The organism is Streptomyces sp. NPDC008092 (assembly GCF_042957285.1).
In the GTDB taxonomy this organism is placed as follows: domain Bacteria; phylum Actinomycetota; class Actinomycetes; order Streptomycetales; family Streptomycetaceae; genus Streptomyces.
Genome location: NZ_JBIBHY010000018.1, coordinates 76,301 through 96,299, shown reverse-complemented (window position 1 = coordinate 96,299; position 19,999 = coordinate 76,301). Strand labels below are relative to the sequence as shown.

Here is a 19,999-nt window from a genome sequence, read left to right as displayed (position 1 = left end):
AGTTCTCCTCGGAGCAGGGGGAGGGGAGCAATGGGGGAGGCGGGGGAGGAGGTTCGGGCGAGCCTCAGGGCTTCAGGGACTCAGGGCTGCGGGGCCGGGGCCGCCGGGTCCTGGCCCCGGTAGCGGAACCGGTCGAAGGCGACGACGCTCTCGGCGGCGTACACGCCGACGACCCGGCCGGTGAACGCGGCGGCGGTCTCGGCGGACACGTAGCGGCCGTCGAGCGCGGCCAGTTCCACCGGGCCGTCCGGTGTCCCGACGGAGAGCCGGACCAGGTCCGGGCCGAGCGCGTCGGAGCCCGGCCCCGCGGTCGGCTCGACCACGATGCGTACGGTCACCTCGTCCGCCGGACCCGGCAGCGGCTGTTCCCAGACCTGCCGGAGGCCGCCCACCCGGGCCCGCGCCCGGACCGTGCCGGCGCCCGCCTCGACGTCGTAGTGGTGGTGTTCGTCGATGCGCAGGCTCAGTCCGCCGGTGCCGCCGGAGCAGTCCATCCGCACCGAGAACTCGGCCGCCTGGTGCTGCTGTCGGCGTCCGACGAAGCGCGGCCGGGGGTCGTCCATCGTGGAGCCGTCGGCGTGCACCACGAGCCGGCCCGGCCGTTCGGTCAGCGAGGACCAGTCGGCGGCCGGGGTGCGCACCGAGATCCACTGCGGGCCGAGCACGGTGCCGGTGAAGTCGTCCTCGTACGTGACCGGTTCGGGGACCGGGCCCGGCTCGACCGGACGCACCACGGGCCAGCCGTCGACCCACTCCAGGGCGGTGCCGAACGTCTCCCGGCCCATGGGGGAGAAGGCGCGGGTCAGTCCGCGCGGCCGCATGCCCAGCATGACGAGCGCCCAGCCGCCGTCGGGGGTGCGTACGAGGTCGGCGTGGCCGGTGTTCTGCACCGGCCGGTCGGTGCTGCGGGCGCTGAGCACCGGGTTGGCCGGGCAGCCCTCGAAGGGTCCGTCGGGCCGGTCGGAGCGGGCGATGCTCACGGCGTGGCCGCGCTCGGTGCCGCCCTCGGCGATCATCAGGTACCAGACGCCGTCGATCTCGTAGAGGTGCGGGGCCTCGGGGAACATCAGCCCGGTCCCCGACCACAGCGACCGGGGTTCTTCCAGGGCCCGGCCGGTCCCGGGGTCCATGCGGACCTGCTGGATGCCCAGGTGCTCGCCGGCGCGGTCACCGTCCAGACGCAGGCCCGAGTACGTGACGAAGCAGGTGCCGTCGGCGTCCCAGGCGATGTCCGGGTCGATGCCGGACACGCCCTGCATGACGATGCCGTCGGACCACGGTCCCTCGGCCCGGTCGGCGGTGAAGATCAGACTGCCGCGCCCCATCGCGTCGGTGACGACCAGCCAGAAGCGGCCGTCGTGGAAGCGGATGGTGGGCGCCCAGGCCCCGCCGAGCAGCGGGGTCTTCTCCAGCGCGAGCTGCCCCGGCCGGGTCACCACGTTGCCGATCTGCCGCCAGTTCACCAGGTCGCGGCTGTGGAAGAGCGGGATGCCGGGGAAGTACTCGAAGCTGGAGCAGGCGAGGTAGTAGTCGTCGCCGACCCGGGTGACGCTGGGGTCGGGGTGGAATCCGGGGACGAGAGGGTTGGCGGGGGCAGGGACAGCGCCCGTGGCCGGGTTCGTGGATGCGGGCGGCGGCGGGGTCATTCCGTGTCTCCTGTCGTGGCTGCCGTGGCGGTTGCCGTCGTGGGTGCCGTGGTGGCTTCCGTCGAGGCCCCGGCGGCCGCCAGCCGCCGCCGCTCGGCCCGGCGCTGCGCCTGCCGTTCGGGGTCGGGTACCGGTGCCGCCAGCAACAGCCGCTGGGTGTAGGGGTGTTCGGGTGTGGCCGTGATCTTCGCCGCGTCCCCGGACTCGACGATCTCGCCGCGGTACATGACCGCCACCCGGTGGCTGATGTGCCGCACCACGGAGAGGTCGTGGGTGATGAAGAGATAGGCGACGCCGGTGCGTTCCTGGATCTCCACGAACAGGTCGAGGACCCGCGCCTGGGTCGACAGGTCCAGCGCGCTGACCGGCTCGTCGCAGACCACGATCCGCGGGTCCCGGGACAGCGCCCGGGCGATGGCGACGCGCTGCCGCTGGCCGCCGGAGAACTCCCGGGGCAGCCGCTGTCCGGCGTCGGCGGGCAGCCGCACCTGGTCCAGCAGGTCCTTCACCCGTCGTTCGGCCTCCGCGCGCGAGGTTCCGGCGACGGTCAGCGGCTCGCTGAGGATGTCGTTCACCGTCATCGCCGGGTTCAGCGAGGTGTACGGGTCCTGGAACACCACCTGGATCTCGCTGCTCAGCGCCCGGCGCTCCTTGCGGCCCAGACCGGAGACGACCCGGCCGTCGTAGCGGACGCTGCCGGAGGTGACCGGGGCGAGGCCGAGGATGGCGCGGCCCAGGGTCGTCTTCCCGGACCCCGACTCGCCGACCAGGCCGAGGGTCTCGCCCGCGCCGATGGTGAGCGACACCCCCTTCAGGACCCGGAACGGCGGCTTGCGCCAGCCCTTCGCCGGGTACTCCACGACCACCTCGTCGGCGACCAGCAGCGGCTCCGCCGAGGCCGGCGCGGAGGCCGGTGCCGGGCGGTCCTTGTCGAGTGTCCCGGTCATGCCCGGCCCTCCTGACGTGCGGTGTGCATGGTCCCGGCGGCCGCCTTCGCGGTGGTGCGGCCGAGCGCGGCGCGCGGCTCGGCGTCCTCCAGCGTCGAGGACAGGAGCATCCGGGTGTACGGGTGCCGGGGTCGGGCGAACAGCTCACGCGCGGGGGCGGATTCCACCACCCTGCCGGTCTGCATCACCGTGACGCGGTCGCAGATGTCGGCCACCACACCGAAGTCGTGGGTCACCAGGATCATGCCCATGTTCCGTTCGCGCTGCAGCGACCGCATCAGGTCCAGCACCTCGGCCTGCACGGTCACGTCCAGGGCCGTGGTGGGCTCGTCGGCGATCAGCAGGTCGGGATCGCAGGACACCGCCCCCGCGATGAGGACGCGCTGGGCCATGCCGCCGGAGATCTGGTGCGGGTAGGAGGCGAACACCCGCTCGGGGTCGGCGATGCCCACCCGTTCCAGCAGGCCCAGGGTCTTCGTCCGCGCCTCCGACGCCGGGAGCCGCAGATGCCGGCGGACCGGTTCGACCAGCTGGGCTCCGATCCGGAAGGACGGATCGAGGTTGGACATCGGCTCCTGCGGCACGTATGCGATCCGCCGGCCGCGGAGCCGGTTCAGCTCCGTACGGCTCAGCCGTCCGAGTTCCGTCCCGTCGAACACGAGGCGGTCGGCGGAGACCAGCGCCTCCGGCGGCAGCAGGCCGAGCACGGCGAACGCGGTCTGGCTCTTGCCCGACCCGGACTCGCCGACCAGCCCGAGCACCTCGCCCTTGCGGACGGTCAGGGACACCCCGTCGACGACGGTCTTCTCCCCGTCCTCGGCCGGGTAGGAGACGTGCAGACCGTCCAGGACGAGCAAGGGGGCGTCGTCGTCCTTCCCGGCGGCGACCGCGGCCTTCGGCTGCCGAGTGCCGCCGGCAGCCGCGGAGTTCTTCGTATCCTCCGGGCTCCCGGGGCCCTCGGCCCCCGCCACGGACTCGGCCTCCGCCACGGACTCGGCCTCCGCCACGCTGCTCGGCCCGACGCCGATGCCCTCGGCAGCCGCGGACGTCGCCGCCCGCTGCGCCTTCCTGGCCCTCGCGGCGTTCCTGACCGCCCTGCGCGTCCGCCGCCCGCGCCCGCTGCCTGCGCTCGCGTCCAGCGCGTCGCGCAGCGCGTTGCCCAGCAGACCGAACGCGGCGACGGTGAGCGCGAGCGCGCCTCCGGGCCACAGCATCAGGACCGGCTTGGTGTAGATGTTGGCGAACGCGTCGTTGAGCATCGAGCCCCAGCTGGCCTGGGTCGCCGAACCCAGCCCCAGGAACTCCAGGCCGGACTGGATGACGATGGCCAGCCCGAGCATCTGGGCGGCCTGGATGATGGTCGGCGCCTGCACCACGGGCAGGATGTGCCGGCGCACGATCCTGCCGTCGGTCAGCCCGGAGACCCGGGCCGCGTCCACGTACAGCTCCTCGCGCACGGAGATCGCCGAGGCACGGATCAGCCGGAACACGCCCGGCGACATCAGCACGCCGAAGACCGCCATGGCGACATAGGTGTTCTGGCCCACCGCGGACATCACGACCAGCAGCACGACGATGGCCGGTACCGCCATCAGGATGTTGGCGAGCCAACTGCTCACCGCGTCGAACCACTTGCGGTAGTAGCCGGCCAGCAGGCCGGAGGGAACGCCGATCACCAGCGCGACGCACACGGCGATCAGGGCGCCGAGCAGGCTGGTGCGACCGCCGTAGAGCAGCCGGGCCAGCACGTCGCGGCCGACGCCGTCGCCGCCCAGCGGATGCGCTCCGCCGGCCGGGGCGAGGGTCTCGGTGAGCGAGGAGTGCGCCGGGTCCTGGTCGGTCAGCAGCGGAGCGAACAGGCTCGCCAGCGCGATGAGCGCGAGGACGGCGAGACAGCCGACGGCCACCGGGTTGCGCAGCAGCCGCCGCACGAGGCCCGCGCGCACCGGCGCCGGTGCCGCCGCGGTGCCGGGGGCGAGGCCCGCTTCGGACTGGGGGAGGGTCATCCGACACGCACCTTCGGGTTGAGCCAGCCGTACGCCACGTCGAGCGCGATGTTGACGATCACGACGATGGCGACCATGACCACGACGACGCCCATGACGACCGGGGTGTCGCCCTGGGACCCGGCGCCGGTCGCCTGCGAGCCGATCCCGTTGAGCCCGAACACCTTCTCCACCACCACCGCGCCGCCGACCAGGCCGATGAACTGCAGGGCGAGCACGGTCAGGGCGGCGGGGGCCGCGTTGCGCAGGGCGTGCCGGAACAGCAGGCTGCGCTCGCTGATGCCACGGGCGCGCAGGGTGCGGACGTAGTCGGCGCGCAGCACGTCCACCATGGAGCCGCGGACCTGCTGGGCGGTGGCGGCGACCGCGCCGACGGCGAGCGACAGCGCGGGCAGGGTGATCGACTTCAGCCAGCCGCTCGCCGAGGTGGCCAGCGGGACGTAGCCGGTCGCGGGCAGCCAGCCCAGGTCGACTCCGACCACCACGGCGAGCACCAGCGCGACCAGGAAGCTGGGCACCGCGAAGCCCACCACGGCGAGCAGCTGCACGAGCTGGTCCAGCGCGCCGCGGCGGACCGCGGCGGCGACGCCCAGCACCGTGCTGAGCACCGCGGAGACCAGCAGGGCGGCCAGCACGATCGACAGGGTGACCGGCAGCCGGTTGGTGAGCGAGTCGGTCACGGACTCGCCGCTGAACCACGAGGTGCCGAGGTTGCCCTGCACCGCGTCCGTCAGCCAGTGCCAGTAGCGCTCGGCCATCGGCTGGTCGAGCCCCAGTTCACGGGACTTGGCCGCCACCTGCTGCTGGGTGGCGGTCTGCCCGACGATCTGGCGCGCCGGGTCGGAGCCGGTCAGGCCCATCAGCGCGAAGGTCGTGGTCGCGATCACCACGACCAGCACCAGTCCGGCGGCGATGCGCCGGGCCAGGAAAACGATCACTGGTCTCTCCTCCTTCCTTGTCTTCCTCGTCCCTGACGGGCCTGCACCGGGGACCCGGTCAGCCGGCGGGCCTGAAGTTGTAGATGGGCGGTACGGCGGAGTAGGTCTGCGGGGTGAAGGTGACGTTCTTGTTGGTCGCGTAGGCGTTCTGCACCGAGTCCCAGGGGGCGTTCCAGGCCTGGTCGACGAGGTAGGTGTTGATCTCCTTGAACAGCGCGTCCTGGGCGCTGCCGGTCGCCTTCTGCGCCTTGGCGATCAGGGCGGTGACCTTCGGGTCGGAGGTGTGCAGCGGGTTCCACAGGGCGTCCGGGGCCACTTCGAGCCGGATGGTGTCCCAGGGGCGGAAGGAGGCCAACGTCATGTAGGAGATCGGGTACTTGCCCGAGAGCAGGGCGGTCAGCACCTGGCTGGTGGGGATCTTGTCGATCTTGACCTTGATCCCGATGTCCTCCAGCTGCTGGGTCATGGCCGCCTGCTGGTCCGGGAAGAAGGTGGAGAAGTCCGGCATGGTGACCGAGAAGCCGTTCGGGTAACCGGCCTCCGCCAGCAGCTGCTTGGCCTTGGCCGGGTCGTACGTGTACTTCGAGTCCAGCGAGCTGTCGAAGGCCGGGCCGGCCGGGTTGAAGACCTGGGTGGTGGACTGCCCCATGCCCTGCTTGGCGGTCTTGACGATGGCGGACCGGTCGAAGGCGTAGTTGAGGGCCTGCCGGACCCGGACGTCGCCGAGTGCCTTGACCTGCTTGCCCTCGCGGTCCCAGATGTAGACGCCTTCGACGTCGCCCGAGGTGTACTTGGTGATCTTCAGCCCGCTGCTCTGGGCCGGCGCGATGTTCTTGGCGCTGGTCAGCAGGGCGCCGCTGAGCTGACCCGAGCGCAGGGCGTTGAGGGTCGCGGTGGGGTCGGTCATCGGCTTGAGGACGATCTTGTCGAACGGGAAGGCCGACTTGTTCCAGTACCCGGCGTTGCGGACGAACGTGTAGGTGCTGCCGGTGACGGTGGCGGACTTGTCCAGCGTGTACGGCCCGGAGCCCACCGGGCCGGACTTGAGGGCGCCCGAGGTGATGGCCTTGGGGCTGGCGATCATGCCGGCCACGCTGCCGAGGTTGGCCAGCAGCGAGGGGTCGGGGGCCGAGAGCGTGATGGCGACCGTGGACGCGTCCACCGCGTCGACGCTCTTGATGCCCTTGAGCTGGCCGGCGGCCTCGTTGGTACCGCCCTTGGTGTGCAGGAGGTTGGCCTTGACGGCGGCGGCGTCCAGGGCGGTGCCGTCGGTGAACTTGACGCCGGTGCGCAGGGACAGGGTGAGGACGGTCCGGTCGGCGTTGTACGACCACTTGGTGGCCAGGTTGGCCTTGACCTCGGCGCTCGGGGACAGCCGCAGCAGCGAGTCGTATACGGGCTGGTAGTACTGGGTGTTGTTGCCGAGTCCGGCGTCGGCCAGGTCCCACGGCTGGGCTTCGACGATGGGGGCCAGGGTGAGGGTGCCGCCGGCGGCCGAGCCGCTCGAACCCGCCCCTGAGGCGGAACTGCACCCGGCCACGGACAGCATCAGGGCCGCAGACGCGGCCGTCAGCGTGATTCTTCGCATGTCGTGCTCCGCTGGGAAGAACGGGGAGGGAGAGGAAGAGGGGGCCAGGGCCGGCAGCGGTCTGGACCGTTCGTGTCGGTCGGGCGCTTCCTGGCGGGCTTCTCGGGTGGGCGGGCTCGTCTGGTTCGCGGGCCTGTCACGTTTCAGCCACGTCGATTCGGTGGCCGAGATCAGGTACTGATACGTACAAGTGAAACGTATGCGTAACGTAGGCCGACTTCAGCGGGACGACAAGACCCCGGCGGCGGATATTTCTCCGATGGGCACGTTGTGCGGGGACTTGGGACCGGGTGATGCCGGTCGGGTCAGGCGGATTCCCGGACCACGAGGCTCACCGGGACCGACTGCGGTGCGGTGGTGCCGACGGTGCCGTCGGCGATGCTGCTGACGATCAGGCGCGCCACGCGGCCGGCCAGGATGTCCAGGTTGTTGTCGATCGTGGTGAGCGGCGGTACGGCGAACGGCGCCAGTTTGTCGTTGTCGACGCCGATCACGGCCAGGTCGCCGGGGGCGCTCAGGCCGACGCGGCGCATGCCGGCGAGGAGCGCGAAGGCGGTCTCGTCGTTGTACGCGCACACCCCGGTGACGGCGGGGACCGCCGAGTGCCACTGGTCGGCCGCGGCGGCGGCCGCCGCAGCGTCGAGCGGGACGTCGAGCACGACCGGGGCGGCCAGGCCCAGTTCCGCGCAGGCGGCCCGGACACCGGCGAGCCGCGGTTCGAGGAAGTCCCGGAGCCGGGGCTGCCGGGGCGCGGCATAACCGAGGCGGGTGTGGCCCGTCGCCGCCAGCCGCTCGACCTGCATCCTGCCGATGAGGGTCTGGTGGATCGGCAGGCCGAGCGGATGCGTCGCCCTGTCGATCTCCACGCTCACCACGGGGATGCCCGCCGCCCGCATGCCGGCCATGTCCTCGGCGGAGACGCCGAGGGACGTCAGCACGGCGGCGGGCATGAACTCCCGCCACAGCGAACTCACCGGGGAGTGCTGGGTGCGCCGGGTGATCAGGCTGAGACGGTGCCGCTCCAGCTCGTCGCCGAGCAACTCCACCAGGGTCGCCAGGGAGTCGCCCACGGGCACGTCCGGAAGCAGCATGAGCACCAGTTCGCTGCGGCCCAGACGCAGGGCCCGGGCCGCGGCCGACGGCCGGTAACCCAGCTTGGCCACGGCGTCCAGCACCTTGCGGCGGGTCGACTCGGAGATCTTCTGGTGCGGCGCGTCGTTCAGCACGTAGCTGACCGTGGTCTGCGAGACCCCCGCCTCCCTGGCGACATCGGTCGCCGTCACGCGGCCGGACCTGTTCGCCATGGGGGCCTCCTGGAGGATGTCTGGGAGCGACCGTCATGATGCGCGGACCGCGCCGAGAGCCTAACTGAATCGTAACAGTGAGGGAGGCGGGTTCTCCGTGTCCGGAGCGCGGGAGCCGGGTGCCCGGCCCGGGTGCTCAGCCCGCGTGCCGGAAGTTGTAGATCGGCGGCACGGCGGCGTAGGTCTGCGGCGTGAAGGTGATGTCCTTGCTCGTCGCGTAGGCGTTCTGCACCGAGTCCCAGGGGGCGTTCCAGGCCTGGTCGACGAGGTAGGTGTTGATCTCCTTGAACAGCGCGTCCTGGGCACTGCCGGTCGCCTTCTGCGCCTTCGCGGCCAGGGACTCCACCGTGGGGTCGGCGCTGTGCAGCGGGTTCCACAGCGCGCTCTTCGTCACCTCGGTCGAGATGGTGTCCCAGGGGCGGAAGGAGGCCAGCACCATGTAGGACATGGCGTACTTGCCGGCCAGCAGCTTGCTGAGGACCTGGTCGGTGGGGACCTTGTCGAGCTTGACCTTCACGCCGATGTCCGCGAGCTGCTGGGTCATGGCGGCCTGCTGGTCGGGGAAGACCGCGGAGAAGTCCGGCATGGTGACCGAGAAGCCGTTGGGGTAACCGGCCTCCGCCAGCAGCTTCTTGGCCTTGGCCGGGTCGTAGGTGTACTTCGTGTCCAGCGAGCTGTCGAAGGCGGAACCGGCCGGGTTGAAGATCTGGGTCGTCGCCTGGCCCATGCCGCCCTTGGCGGTCTTGACGATGGCGGACCGGTCGAAGGCGTAGTTCAGGGCCTGGCGGACCCGGACGTCACCGAGCGCCTTGACCTGCTTGCCCGTGCGGTCCCATATGTACAGCCCCTCGACGTCGCCCGAGGTGTACTTGGTGATCTTGAGCCCGCTGCTCTGGGCCGGCGCGATGTTCTTGGCGCTGGTCAGCACCGCGCCGTTGATCTGCCCCGAACGCAGGGCGTTGAGGGTCGCGGTGGGGTCGGTCATCGGCTTGAGGACGATCTTGTCGAACGGGAAGGCCGACTTGTTCCAGTAGCCGGGGTTGCGGACGAAGGTGTACGTACTGCCCGCCGTCGTCGCGGACTTGTCCAGGGTGTACGGCCCGGAGCCGACGGGACCGGACTTCAGTGCGCCGTCGGCGATCGCCTTGGGGCTGGCGACCATGCCGGCCACGTTGCCGAGGTTGGCCAGCAGGGAAGGGTCGGGCACCGAGAGCTTGACGGCGACCGTGGACGCGTTCACCACGTCCACCCCGCTGATGCCCTTGAGCTGGCCGGCGGCCTCGTTGGTGCCCTCCTTGGTGTGCAGGAGGTTGGTCTTGACGGCGGCGGCGTCGAGGGCGGTGCCGTCGGTGAACTTGACTCCGGTGCGCAGGGTGAGGGTGAGGACGGTCCGGTCGGTGTTGTACGACCACTTGGTGGCGAGGTTGGGCTTGACCTCGGAGCTGGGCGAGAGCCGCAGCAGGGAGTCGTACACGGGCTGGTAGTACTGGGCGTTGTTGCCGAGTCCGGCGTCGGCCAGGTCCCACGGCTGGGCCTGGACGAGGGGCGCCAGGGTGAGGGTGCCCCCTGTGGTGCCGGTTCCGCCGCTGTCGCCGGATCCGGATCCGCAGGCCGTCGCGGCCAGGGTCACGACGACCGCCACGGCCGTCAGCATGATGCGTCGCATGGGTAACTCCGCGTTCGAGGCGGGCGGCATGGCAGAGCCGCCCGCGGTTCTGATGGGCAGGTGTGGGGGAGGTGAGGTGAGGTGCGGATTCAGTCGGCTGTCGTGGCGGGCGCCGGGGTGTCCTCGTACGCCCTGAGCCGGACCGCGATGTAGGGGAGGGCGGGCAGCGGCAGGGTGAAGACGCCCTCGTACGTGCCCGGGAGCCGGGTGACGGTCATGTTCCAGGTGTCGATGACCTCGGCCTCGTAGCGGATGCCGGGGGCCATCGCGAACGTGCGGCGGCGCGGCTGGCCGAAGCCGAAGTAGGTGAGGTGGTAGCGGCCTTCGACGCCGCCGGTCGGGACGTCCCAGTCGGAGGGCAGCGGGTCGATGCCGGCCCCCGGTGTCTCCTCCAGGATCCGCCGCAGGAAGGCGATCCTGGCGGGGCTCTCCCCCTTCAGCTCGCCGCCCTTGGACCACCACAGCACGTCGTCGTCCGCGAGATACGTCTCGCCATGGGTGACGTAGCCGCCGCGTACGGCGCCCTCCCAGCAGCGGCGCACCATCTCCTGCGGGGTGAGGTTGCCCCAGCCCTGGTCGAGGTCGCCCTCGTAGCCGCACTCGTCGACGACCACCGGCTTGCCCCAACGGGCCCGCCAGGCGTCGGTGTTCTCGGCCGTGCGGTAGACATCGACGCGCTGCACGCTGGAGTGGGTCACCCAGTCCAGGCCGTTGTCCCAGAACTCGAAGCAGTTGTGGACGCCGAGCAGGTGGCCGTGCGGATCGAACCGGCGCACGGTCGCGGCCGACCGGTGCCAGTGGCCGGTGTCCTTGGACCACATCAGGTCGTACTCGTTGGCCAGGGACCACCACACGTTCGGGAAGGCCGACAGCCGGGACACCACGTACCGCAGGTAGCGCTCGTCGGCGACGGGCCCCATGTCGGAGAAGCCCCAGCGGTCGTACGGGTGGAAGAGGATGACGTCGGCCTGGATGCCGAGCGCGCCGAGCTGGGCTACGCGGTGTTCCAGGTCCCTGAAGTACGCGGGGTCGGGCCGGGTGAAGTCCCAGCCGTCATCGGGCGACCCCTGGAACGGGTAGCGCACGGGCTCGTTGGTGTTGTGCAGGTAGGCCTTGGGGAAGACGCACATCCGCACCTTGTTGAAGGGGCTGCCGGCCAGGCTCCGCAGGGTCCGTTCCGCCAGTTCGTCGCCCTGGTGGGTCCAGGCGTAGGCGGTGGTGCCCACCGGCAGGTGGCGGGTGCCGTCGGCGTGCCGGAAGTGGTGGGTCGCGTGCACCCGCACCGGCCCGTGGTCCCCGGCGGCGGCCGGGCCGCAGGTGAAGGAGCCGGTGATCCCGTCGAGCGAGCGGGCGTTGCTGACGGTGCGGTACGACCAGTCGCCCTCCTCGTCGGGCAGGAAGCGGACGCGCTGGACGCCCTCCCCGTCGTGGAAGCCGTACGCGGTGAGCACGCGGTCGCCGTGGCGGAACTCGGCGCGCAGCTCGACGTCCGTGAACGGGTTGCCGTGCGCCGGTCCGTGCAGTTCCAGCTCGAAGGTGCGCCAGCGGGTCGCCGTCTCCGGCCGCAGCAGCTTGGCGCTGCCGACCGGTACGTCCGCGGACTCGTGCTCTGGGGAGGGAGTGATCGCCCGCTCCGCCGGGCGGGGCGGCTCCGCGGCGGTCTCGTCGACGGCGGCCAGCTCGGCGAAGAAGGCGTCCCGGGCGGCGGTGTCGGCCCGGGTCTCCTCCAGGAAGCCGACGACCCGTTCCAGCGGCGCGTACCTGAGCTGGATCTCCAGCGGCGCGTTGACGATTCCGGTGAGGTGCTTGCGCACCACCGCCTCGGCCCGCTTGTTGCGCAGGACGTCTCCGAGGATCGACGCGGGACCGTAGGGCATCACGGACTCCCGCAGGGGAGGGTGCAGGGGTGGGACATGGCGGCTCCTGAGGGTGGGCCGGGCGGCCGGCGTCGCGGTGCGGCCGCCGCGGACGCCGGTCGGCTCAGCCGAGCAGTGCGGTGCGGACGATCCGCTGGACGGCCATCGCGTCGTGCGCGGCCTGGGCGGCCCGCAGCGCGTCGAGCGGGAGCGCGGCGGCCTTGGCCTCCAGCGCGCGCAGCGTGGCGACCGACTCGCGGACCGCGTCGCCGGGGTGCTCCCGGTAGGGGAAGAGGTCGAGCTTGAGCGGCTTGTCCCAGCCGATCTCGCGTACCACGTGCAGGAATTCGAGCGTCTCCACGAGGTGCAGGGCGCCCGCGGTGAGGTCGTCGTCCCACTCGCGGTAGTTGTCGTCCAGCTCGATGTCGACGAGCCGGCCCATCGAGTGGGCGAGGGTGAGCACCTCGGCCGGGTTCTCCTTGGCGAACAGCGAGTGGCCGAAGTCGACGACCAGCCCGACGTTGTCCACGCCCATCTGCTCGATCGCGAGCAGCGTGGCGGCGGCCGTGGACCAGAACAGCCGGTTGCGGGGCTCCTTGAGCTTGTACTCGATGGCGAAGGTGACGTCGGGGAAGGCACGGGCGACGTCCCGGATGCCCTCGACGGCGTGCCGGCGCAGGGTGGCGTAGTCCACCTGGAACGGGTAGTCGTACCCGTCCTGTCCGGGCCAGAACTTCACATACCCCGCGCCCAGCCGGCGGGCCACGTCGACCGACTCGTGCGCCAGGTCCAGGGCGCGGGCCCGGGTGGCCGGGTCGGGCGCGGTGAACGAGCCGGTGCGGAAGCCGCGGTCGTAGATGACGGGCGTGACGCAGACCGCGGAAAGACCGTGCGCGGTGAGGGACTTGCCGACGTCCTCGACCGTCACGCCCTTGTCGAAGGGGTAGTTGAGATCCAGACCGACCAGGTCGCCTGATTCCGCGGCCAGTTCGATGGTGTCCAGGGTCGGGACGACGGGGCCGTAGCCGTCCGTCGCATAGCGGTCGATGATGCGGCCGAACGTCCACATGCCACCGGTGAAGGTGCGGGGGACCGGGTGCGGGGCCACGACAACTCCTTCTGAATATTTATTCTCGATGTGCTGTCTTCGATGGCCGGGACCGTAGATTCCGGCGAGGGTGCGCGTCAAGAGTGGTGCAACTGTAGATTTTCGGGCCCTGTTTCGAGGGGTTGACGGTGCCGTGCGGCGCGGCGCATGATCCGACTGCGTAGAAATCACATAGCTGAATGGATATTCAGGTGCTCGCTGTTGATCGCTCCGCCGCCGCGGACTACCGCGCACTCCGGCAGGCCGTCCGCGCCGCGGACCCCCCGGACGCCGTGCGCCTGCTGCACTCCCTGGCCACCGACGTCCGGCTGACGGTCCTCGACATGATCGACCGGGCCCGGATGGGACACATCGGCGGCGACCTCTCCGTGACCGACATCCTCGTGACCCTCTTCGGCGCCGTCCTCGACGTCGACCCCGAACAGCCGCAGGCCCCGGGCCGGGACCGGCTCATCCTCAGCAAGGGGCACTGCGCCGCCGCCCTGTACGCCACCCTCGCGCGCTGCGGCTACTTCCCGAAGAGCGAACTGACCGGCTACATGGCCCCGTACTCGCCGCTCAACGGCCACCCCAACCGCCGCAAGGTCCCCGGCGTCGAGACCAACACCGGCCCCCTGGGCCACGGCTTCCCGGTCGCCGTCGGCTGCGCGCTCGGCGCCCGGCTGCGCGGCGACGGCGCCCGCACGGTCGTCGTGCTCGGCGACGGCGAGCTCCAGGAAGGCAGCAACTGGGAGGCCGCGATGACCGCCGGCCACCAGCGGCTCGCCGCGCTCTGCGCCGTCGTGGACCGCAACCGGCTCCAGCAGGGCGCCCGTACCGAGGACACCGTCGCGCTGGATCCGCTCGCCGAGAAGTTCGCCGCCTTCGGCTGGGAGGTCCGGGAGACGGACGGCCACGACCACGGCGCGCTGCGTGCCGCCTTCGCCCCCTCCACCACCGGCCGGCCCGTCGCCGTCGTCGCCCACACCGTCAAGGGCAAGGGCGTGTCGTTCATCGAGGACCGCGCCGAATGGCACCACAAGGTGCCCACCAAGGAACAGGTGCACGCCGCCGTCGAGGAGCTGACCCGGTGACCGAGACCCACACCCCGCCCGCCCCCGCCGCCGACTCCGCTGCCGCCCCCACCCCCGCCGACGCGCCGGTGTACGACTGCCGGACGGTCTTCGCCGAGGAACTGGCCGCCCTCGCCCGCCAGGACGAACGCGTGGTCGTGGTCTGCAACGACTCCGTCGGCTCCAGCAACCTCGTCGCCTTCCGTGAGGAGTTCCCCGACCGGCTCGTCAACGTCGGCATCGCCGAACAGAACATGGTCGGCGTGGGCGCCGGCCTCGCCAACGCCGGCTTCGTCCCCTTCGTCTCCGCCGCCGGGCCCTTCCTCACCGGACGCGCCCTGGAACAGATCAAGGCCGACTGCGCCTACAGCGGGTTCCGGGTGATCCTGTGCGGCCAGAGCCCCGGTATGGCCTACGGCGAACTCGGCCCCACCCACCACTCCGTCGAGGACCTGTCCTGGCTGCGCGCCGTGGCCGACCTCACCGTGGTCGTCCCGGCCGACCGCGCCCAGACCCGGGCCGCCCTGCGCTGGGCGTACACCCACGACGGCCCCAGCTACCTGCGCATCCCCCGCTTCAAGGTCCCCGACGTCACCCCGCCCGACGCCCCCTTCGAGCCCGGGCGCGCCCAGGTGCTGCGCGACGGCGACGACGTCACGTTCGTCGCCATCGGCACCCTGGTCTCCCGCGCCCTGACCGCCGCGGACCGGCTGCACGCCGAGGGCATCTCCGCACGCGTCCTCAACGTCCCCTTCGTCGACCCGCTCGACCGGGCCGCGATCCTGCGGGCCGCCGAGGAGACCCGGGGCCTGGTGGTGGCGGAGGAGGCCACCCTCAGCGGCGGCCTGGGCGCCGCCGTCGCCTCGCTCACCGGCCAGCACCACCCGGTCCCGCTGAGACTCCTCGGCGTCACCGGGTTCGCACCGACCGGCAGCCCCGAAGGGCTCCTGGAGCACTTCGGGCTCACCGCGGACGGCGTCCACCGCGCCGCCCGCGAGGTCCTCGGCCTGACATCCTCGGCGTCATGAACCAGCCGCTGCTGCTCGCCGTCGACCAGGGCACCTCCGCGACCAAGGCGCTCCTGGTGCGTGCCGACGGCGCGGTCGTCGCCTCGGCGTCCGCCCCGCTCGCCATCGGCCATCCCCGGCCGGGCTGGGCGGAGCAGTCGCCCGACGACATCTGGGACAGCGTCCTGACCGCCGTGGCGACATGCCTGGCCGGACACGATCCGGGCCTCGTCGCCGGCGTCGGGCTGACCAACCAGCGGGAGTCGTGCCTGCTGTGGGAGCGTGCCACCGGGCGCCCGCTCGGCCCCGTGATCGGCTGGCAGGACCGGCGCACCGCCGACCGGTGCGCCACCCTGCTCGCCGACGGCCTCGGCGAGCACGTCCGCGCCGTCACCGGGCTCCCCCTGGACCCGATGTTCAGCGCCCTCAAGGCCCAGTGGCTGCTCGACACCCACGACCCGGACCGCACCCGCGCCCGGCGCGGCGAGCTGTGCCTCGGCACCGTCGACTCCTGGCTGCTGTGGCGCCTGGGCGGCGGCGGGGACCATCTCGTCGAACTGGGCAACGCGGCCCGCACCCAGCTGCTCGACGTCCGCCGCCGGGACTGGGACGAGCGGCTCCTCGACGTCTTCGACATCCCCCGCGAGGCACTGCCCCGGATCACCGCGTCGACCGGGCCCTTCCCCGCCGTCCGCGGCCTGCCGCCGCTCACCGACGGCACCCCCGTGCTCTCGGTGCTCGGCGACTCCCATGCCGCGCTGTTCGGGCACGGCGTCTTCCTCCCCGGCAGCGTCAAGGTCACCTACGGCACCGGCTCCTCGGTCATGGGCCTGATCTCCGGACCCGACCGGGCCGAGGGCTCCCCGCTCTGCCTGACCATCGCCTGGGACGACGGCATCCCCGCGTACGCCCTGGAGGGCAACATCCGCTCCTCCGGCGCCACCCTGCGCTGGCTCGCCGGACTGTTCCGCGTCGGCGAGGCCGAGCTGGCCGGGCTCGCGGCACCCGACGCCGCGGGCGTCCACCTCGTCCCGGCGTTCGGCGGCCTCGCCGCACCCTGGTGGGACAACGACGCCACCGGCCTGCTCAGCGGACTCACCTTCGGCACCGGCCTGCCCCAGCTGGCCCGCGCCGCCCTGGAGTCCGTCGCGTACCAGATCGAGGACGTGGTCGCGGGCCTCGACACCGCGAACGGACGCGTCACCGCCCTCCTCGCCGACGGCGGCGCCACCGACAACGCGGCCCTGATGCAGCTCCAGGCGGACGTCTCGGGGCGGATCGTGCGCCGCCCCCGGGACCGCGACCTTTCCGCCCTCGGCGCGGCCCGGCTGGCCGGCTGCGCACTCGGGATGTTCACCAGGAACGGACTCGCCGGCCAGGCCCGCGCCGAGGAGGTGTACCGCCCCCAGTTGCCGGAGGCGGAACGGGAACGCGGCATCCGGTCCTGGCACGAGGCGGTCGCCCGGGCCCGCGGTTGTTCCGTCGTCGGTGATCCCGCGGCCCGCGGTGGTGGCGCCGCCGGGGATCCGGCAGCCCACGGAGCTGCCGCCGCCGCGGATCCGGCGGACCGCGGCACACCATGAACACTCCGAGCACCGCCCCCGGGCCCAGTAGGGTGCGACCTGTGTTCCAGCATGCCGACCTCAGCAGCAACGAATCCGCGGACAAGCTCCGGCTGATCGTCCGCGTGGCGCGCATGTACCACGAGCAGGGGCTGCGCCAGGCGGAGATCGCCAAGGCCCTCGGACTCTCCCAGGCGGGCGTGTCCAGGCTGCTGCGCCAGGCGGCCGAACGCGGTGTCGTACGGACGATCGTCGTGTCGCCGCCCGGCATCCACAGCGAACTGGAGGACGCGCTCGCCGACCGCTACGACCTCACCGACGTGGTCATCGTCGAGAGCGACGACCTGCCGGACCACCCGCGCACCCTGCTGCGCGCGCTCGGCTCGGCGGCGGCCACCTACCTGGAGACCGCCTTCCGGCCGGGCGACGTGATCGGCGTCTCGACCTGGAGCGAGACCCTGCTCGCGGCCGTCGAGGTCATGCAGCCCGCCCGGGTGCGGGGCGTCGAGAAGGTCGTCCAGCTGATGGGCGGCATGGGCGACCCGCAGGGCCAGGTGCAGGCGACCCGGCTCACCGCGCGGCTCGCCGAACTCATAGGCGCCGGGCCGCTGTTCGTCCGGGCCCCCGGACTGGTCGGGTCGGCCCAGGCCCGGCTGTCCCTGCTGCACGACGCGACCGTCTTGGAGGTGGGCCAGGCCTGGGACCGGCTGACCGCCGTCCTCGTCGGCATCGGCAGCCTGCAGCCCTCCCCGCTGCTGCAGCTGAGCGGCAACGCGGTCGCCGACGAGGAGCTCACCCGGCTGCGCCGGCTCGGCGCGGTGGGGGACATCTGCCAGCGCTTCTTCGACGAGGACGGCGTGCACGTCGACGCGGGCCTCGGGGAGCGCACCATCGGGGTCTCCGTGGACCAGCTCCGCAGCGCCCCGCGCCGGATCGCCGTCGCGGGCGGCGACCGCAAGTACGGCGCGGTGCGCGCCGCGGTGCGGGGCCGCTGGATCACCACGCTGGTCACCGACATCAGCACGGCCCGCCGGCTGCTCGACGAGCCCTGACCCCGCCGCGCCGCCCGCCCCGGGTGCGCGAGACTGGTACGGCGGCGGTGCGGACCTGCCGCCCGCCGTGACCGACCGCTGTTGTGAAGGTGAACCACAGATGCCTCCCGCCACCCCCGAGCTCATCTCCCCCCGCTCTGCCCGTGTCGCCGCCGCCCGGCGGCTGGAGCGGCGGAACTTCCGGGGCAAGGAGCGGCTGTTCCTCGCCGAGGGCCCGCAGGCCGTGCGGGAGGCGGCCGGGCACCGGGTCGGTGACACGGCGACGCTCGTCGAGCTGTTCGCCACCGTCGAGGCCGCCGAGCGGTACGCCGACATCATCGGAGCGGCCAGGACCGCCGGCGCCCGGATCCACCTCGCCGACGAGGACGTCATCGCCGACATCTCCACCACGGTGACGCCCCAGGGGCTCGTCGGGGTGTGCCGGTTCCTGGACACGCCGTTCGAGGAGATCCTCGCCACCCGCCCCCGGCTGGTCGCCGTCCTCGCCAACGTCCGCGACCCCGGCAACGCCGGCACCGTGCTGCGGTGCGCCGACGCCGCGGGGGCGGAGGCGGTCGTACTGACCGACGCCTCCGTGGACCTGTACAACCCGAAGGCGGTCCGGGCGTCCGTCGGCTCGCACTTCCACCTGCCCGTCGCCGTCGGCGTCCCCGTCGAGCAGGCTGTCGCCGGGCTCAAGGGCGTCGGCGTGCGGATCCTCGCCGCCGACGGGGCCGGCACCGACGACCTCGACGACGAGCTCGACAAGGGGACCATGGGCGGGCCCACGGCCTGGGTGTTCGGGAACGAGGCCTGGGGGCTCCCGGAGGAGACCCGCGCGCTGGCGGACGCCGTCGTGCGCGTCCCGATCCACGGGAAGGCCGAGAGCCTGAACCTCGCCACCGCCGCCGCCGTATGTCTCTACGCATCGGCCCGTGCACAGCGCGCCTCCGGAGGGTGCCGCTCCGTCACCGAGAGCTAGTAGGGTGACCAGCTCGGGGGCCTGCTGCGCCGTCTGAGAGGTGGAGTACGGGGTATGAGTGTCGGCACCAGCAACGCGCCGGGGGGCCGCGGCGCCGGCCGCGTGCCCGCGCCCCGGCACGGCGACCTCACCGGGCTCGGCATCGACCCCGACGAACTGCCCGACGGCCTGGTGGTCGCCGACGAACACGGTCTCGTCGTCTGCTTCAACGCCGCCGCCGCCCGCATCACCGCCACCGCCCCCGCCGACGCCCTCGGGCAGCGCCTGGAGAAGGCACTCCCTTTGGAGGATCTGGAAGGCCGGCGCTGGTGGCAGCTCACCGACCCCTACGGCGGCCTCGCCATCCGGGTCGGCCAGCCCGAGCGGAACCTGCTGCTGCCCGGCGGCCGGGAGGTGCTGGTGTCCGCCAGGTACGTGCGGGCCGAGCCCACCGGGCCGGTGCGCCGGGTCGTCGTGTCGCTGCGCGACACCGAGGCCCGGCGCCGTACCGAACGCAGCCACGCCGAGCTGATCGCCACCGTCGCGCACGAGCTGCGCTCGCCGCTGACCTCCGTCAAGGGGTTCACGGCGACCCTGCTCGCCAAGTGGGAACGGTTCACCGACGACCAGAAACGGCTGATGCTGGAGACGGTCGACGCGGACGCCGACCGGGTCACCCGGCTCATCGCCGAGCTGCTGGACATCTCCAGGATCGACAGCGGACGCCTTGAGGTGCGCCGGCAGCCCGTGGACATAGGCGCGGCCGTCGGACGGCACATCCAGGCGTACGTCGCCGCCGGGCAGCCCGCCGACCGCTTCCTGCTCCGCGTCGAGCAGCCGCTGCCCGCGCTCTGGGCCGACCCCGACAAGGTCGACCAGGTCCTCAGCAACCTCATCGAAAACGCCGTGCGGCACGGCGAGGGAACTGTCACCATCGACATCACGGCCACGGCGTCCCCGCGCGAAGGGGAGGACACCGGCACGTCGGTCACGGTGAGCGACGAAGGGCCCGGCATCCCGGAGGAATCCATGAACCGCGTCTTCACCCGCTTCTGGCGGGGCAGCAAGCGCGGCGGCACCGGGCTCGGGCTGTACATCGTCAAGGGCATCGTCGAGGCCCACGGCGGCGTCATCACGGTCGGGCGCGCCCCCGGTGGCGGCGCCGAGTTCCGATTTACGTTGCCCGTGAGCGTTCCGGCGTATCTCGCCTGACGGCCCACGGGCTCTTCGTATACCTCCACCCCGTTAGACTCGGCCTTTGGCACCTTTGTGTCCTTCTCACGGCCCACCAACGGTCTCGGGGACCCACCGCCAGCCAAATCGGAAG

Annotated in this window: 15 protein-coding genes; 6 read left to right on the top strand and 9 right to left on the bottom strand. The window is 72.2% G+C overall.

Annotated features, from left to right (window positions below; all coding sequences use genetic code 11):
- Window positions 1-80: 80 nt before the first annotated feature.
- The 9 genes from ACFZB3_RS42225 to ACFZB3_RS42185 all read right to left on the bottom strand — a co-directional run bounded on the left by ACFZB3_RS42225 (window position 81) and on the right by ACFZB3_RS42185 (window position 13,059).
- Window positions 81-1,646, bottom strand: a complete 1,566-nt coding sequence (locus ACFZB3_RS42225) for a family 43 glycosylhydrolase (RefSeq protein ID WP_391387014.1) — start codon at window positions 1,644-1,646, stop codon at window positions 81-83.
- On the bottom strand, window positions 1,643-2,593 hold the full coding sequence (locus ACFZB3_RS42220) for an ATP-binding cassette domain-containing protein (protein WP_391387011.1): 951 nt from the start codon (window positions 2,591-2,593) through the stop codon (window positions 1,643-1,645). The genes ACFZB3_RS42225 and ACFZB3_RS42220 overlap by 4 nt, the downstream gene beginning before the upstream one ends.
- Window positions 2,590-4,599: an ATP-binding cassette domain-containing protein gene (locus ACFZB3_RS42215; RefSeq protein ID WP_391387008.1), complete on the bottom strand. Its 2,010-nt coding sequence runs from the start codon at window positions 4,597-4,599 to the stop codon at window positions 2,590-2,592. Before ACFZB3_RS42215 ends, ACFZB3_RS42220 begins: the two co-directional genes overlap by 4 nt.
- Window positions 4,596-5,537 (bottom strand): ABC transporter permease subunit, encoded by a 942-nt coding sequence (locus tag ACFZB3_RS42210; RefSeq protein WP_391387005.1) that lies wholly within the window; start codon window positions 5,535-5,537, stop codon window positions 4,596-4,598. The genes ACFZB3_RS42215 and ACFZB3_RS42210 overlap by 4 nt, the downstream gene beginning before the upstream one ends.
- Window positions 5,538-5,595: 58 nt before the next feature.
- Window positions 5,596-7,125, bottom strand: coding sequence for an ABC transporter substrate-binding protein (locus ACFZB3_RS42205; protein WP_391387002.1), 1,530 nt, complete (start codon window positions 7,123-7,125; stop codon window positions 5,596-5,598).
- A gap of 305 nt (window positions 7,126-7,430) precedes the next feature.
- Window positions 7,431-8,429: a substrate-binding domain-containing protein gene (locus ACFZB3_RS42200; protein ID WP_391386999.1), complete on the bottom strand. Its 999-nt coding sequence runs from the start codon at window positions 8,427-8,429 to the stop codon at window positions 7,431-7,433.
- Between the two features lie 136 nt (window positions 8,430-8,565).
- Entirely contained in the window at window positions 8,566-10,095 is a 1,530-nt protein-coding gene (locus ACFZB3_RS42195; RefSeq protein WP_391386997.1) for an ABC transporter substrate-binding protein, read from the bottom strand.
- An 89-nt stretch (window positions 10,096-10,184) separates the two neighbouring features.
- Window positions 10,185-11,972, bottom strand: a complete 1,788-nt coding sequence (locus ACFZB3_RS42190; protein WP_391386995.1) for a DUF5605 domain-containing protein — start codon at window positions 11,970-11,972, stop codon at window positions 10,185-10,187.
- A gap of 103 nt (window positions 11,973-12,075) precedes the next feature.
- A complete protein-coding gene (locus ACFZB3_RS42185) occupies window positions 12,076-13,059 on the bottom strand; it encodes a sugar phosphate isomerase/epimerase family protein (RefSeq protein WP_361291414.1) in 984 nt (327 codons plus the stop codon).
- 179 nt (window positions 13,060-13,238) lie between these two features.
- Between ACFZB3_RS42185 and ACFZB3_RS42180 the strand changes: the two genes are divergently transcribed.
- The 6 genes from ACFZB3_RS42180 (at window position 13,239) to ACFZB3_RS42155 (ending at window position 19,884) form a co-directional block, all read left to right on the top strand.
- Window positions 13,239-14,132, top strand: coding sequence for a 1-deoxy-D-xylulose-5-phosphate synthase N-terminal domain-containing protein (locus ACFZB3_RS42180; RefSeq protein ID WP_391386991.1), 894 nt, complete (start codon window positions 13,239-13,241; stop codon window positions 14,130-14,132).
- Window positions 14,129-15,139 carry a transketolase C-terminal domain-containing protein gene (locus tag ACFZB3_RS42175; protein WP_391386988.1) on the top strand — a complete coding sequence of 337 codons (1,011 nt, stop codon included), beginning with the start codon at window positions 14,129-14,131 and terminating at the stop codon, window positions 15,137-15,139. The genes ACFZB3_RS42180 and ACFZB3_RS42175 overlap by 4 nt, the downstream gene beginning before the upstream one ends.
- A complete protein-coding gene (locus ACFZB3_RS42170) occupies window positions 15,136-16,701 on the top strand; it encodes an FGGY family carbohydrate kinase (protein WP_391386985.1) in 1,566 nt (521 codons plus the stop codon). The genes ACFZB3_RS42175 and ACFZB3_RS42170 overlap by 4 nt, the downstream gene beginning before the upstream one ends.
- Window positions 16,702-16,742: 41 nt before the next feature.
- Window positions 16,743-17,732: a sugar-binding domain-containing protein gene (locus ACFZB3_RS42165; protein ID WP_391386982.1), complete on the top strand. Its 990-nt coding sequence runs from the start codon at window positions 16,743-16,745 to the stop codon at window positions 17,730-17,732.
- 100 nt (window positions 17,733-17,832) lie between these two features.
- A complete protein-coding gene (locus tag ACFZB3_RS42160) occupies window positions 17,833-18,693 on the top strand; it encodes a TrmH family RNA methyltransferase (protein ID WP_391386979.1) in 861 nt (286 codons plus the stop codon).
- Between the two features lie 54 nt (window positions 18,694-18,747).
- The gene (locus tag ACFZB3_RS42155; protein WP_391386976.1) at window positions 18,748-19,884 is read left to right on the top strand and encodes an ATP-binding protein; all 1,137 of its coding nucleotides are present in this window, start codon (window positions 18,748-18,750) and stop codon (window positions 19,882-19,884) included.
- Window positions 19,885-19,999: the final 115 nt, after the last annotated feature.

Excerpts from the sequence above, each read along its gene's own strand:
- ACFZB3_RS42225 (WP_391387014.1), bottom strand. The coding sequence starts at position 1,646 with ATGACCCCGCCGCCGCCCGCATCCACGAACCCGGCCACGGGCGCTGTC.
- ACFZB3_RS42220 (WP_391387011.1), bottom strand. The coding sequence starts at position 2,593 with ATGACCGGGACACTCGACAAGGACCGCCCGGCACCGGCCTCCGCGCCG.
- ACFZB3_RS42215 (WP_391387008.1), bottom strand. The coding sequence starts at position 4,599 with ATGACCCTCCCCCAGTCCGAAGCGGGCCTCGCCCCCGGCACCGCGGCG.
- ACFZB3_RS42205 (WP_391387002.1), bottom strand. The coding sequence starts at position 7,125 with ATGCGAAGAATCACGCTGACGGCCGCGTCTGCGGCCCTGATGCTGTCC.
- ACFZB3_RS42200 (WP_391386999.1), bottom strand. The coding sequence starts at position 8,429 with ATGGCGAACAGGTCCGGCCGCGTGACGGCGACCGATGTCGCCAGGGAG.
- ACFZB3_RS42195 (WP_391386997.1), bottom strand. The coding sequence starts at position 10,095 with ATGCGACGCATCATGCTGACGGCCGTGGCGGTCGTCGTGACCCTGGCC.
- ACFZB3_RS42190 (WP_391386995.1), bottom strand. The coding sequence starts at position 11,972 with ATGCCCTACGGTCCCGCGTCGATCCTCGGAGACGTCCTGCGCAACAAG.
- ACFZB3_RS42180 (WP_391386991.1), top strand. The coding sequence starts at position 13,239 with ATGGATATTCAGGTGCTCGCTGTTGATCGCTCCGCCGCCGCGGACTAC.
- ACFZB3_RS42170 (WP_391386985.1), top strand. The coding sequence starts at position 15,136 with ATGAACCAGCCGCTGCTGCTCGCCGTCGACCAGGGCACCTCCGCGACC.
- ACFZB3_RS42160 (WP_391386979.1), top strand. The coding sequence starts at position 17,833 with ATGCCTCCCGCCACCCCCGAGCTCATCTCCCCCCGCTCTGCCCGTGTC.
- ACFZB3_RS42155 (WP_391386976.1), top strand. The coding sequence starts at position 18,748 with ATGAGTGTCGGCACCAGCAACGCGCCGGGGGGCCGCGGCGCCGGCCGC.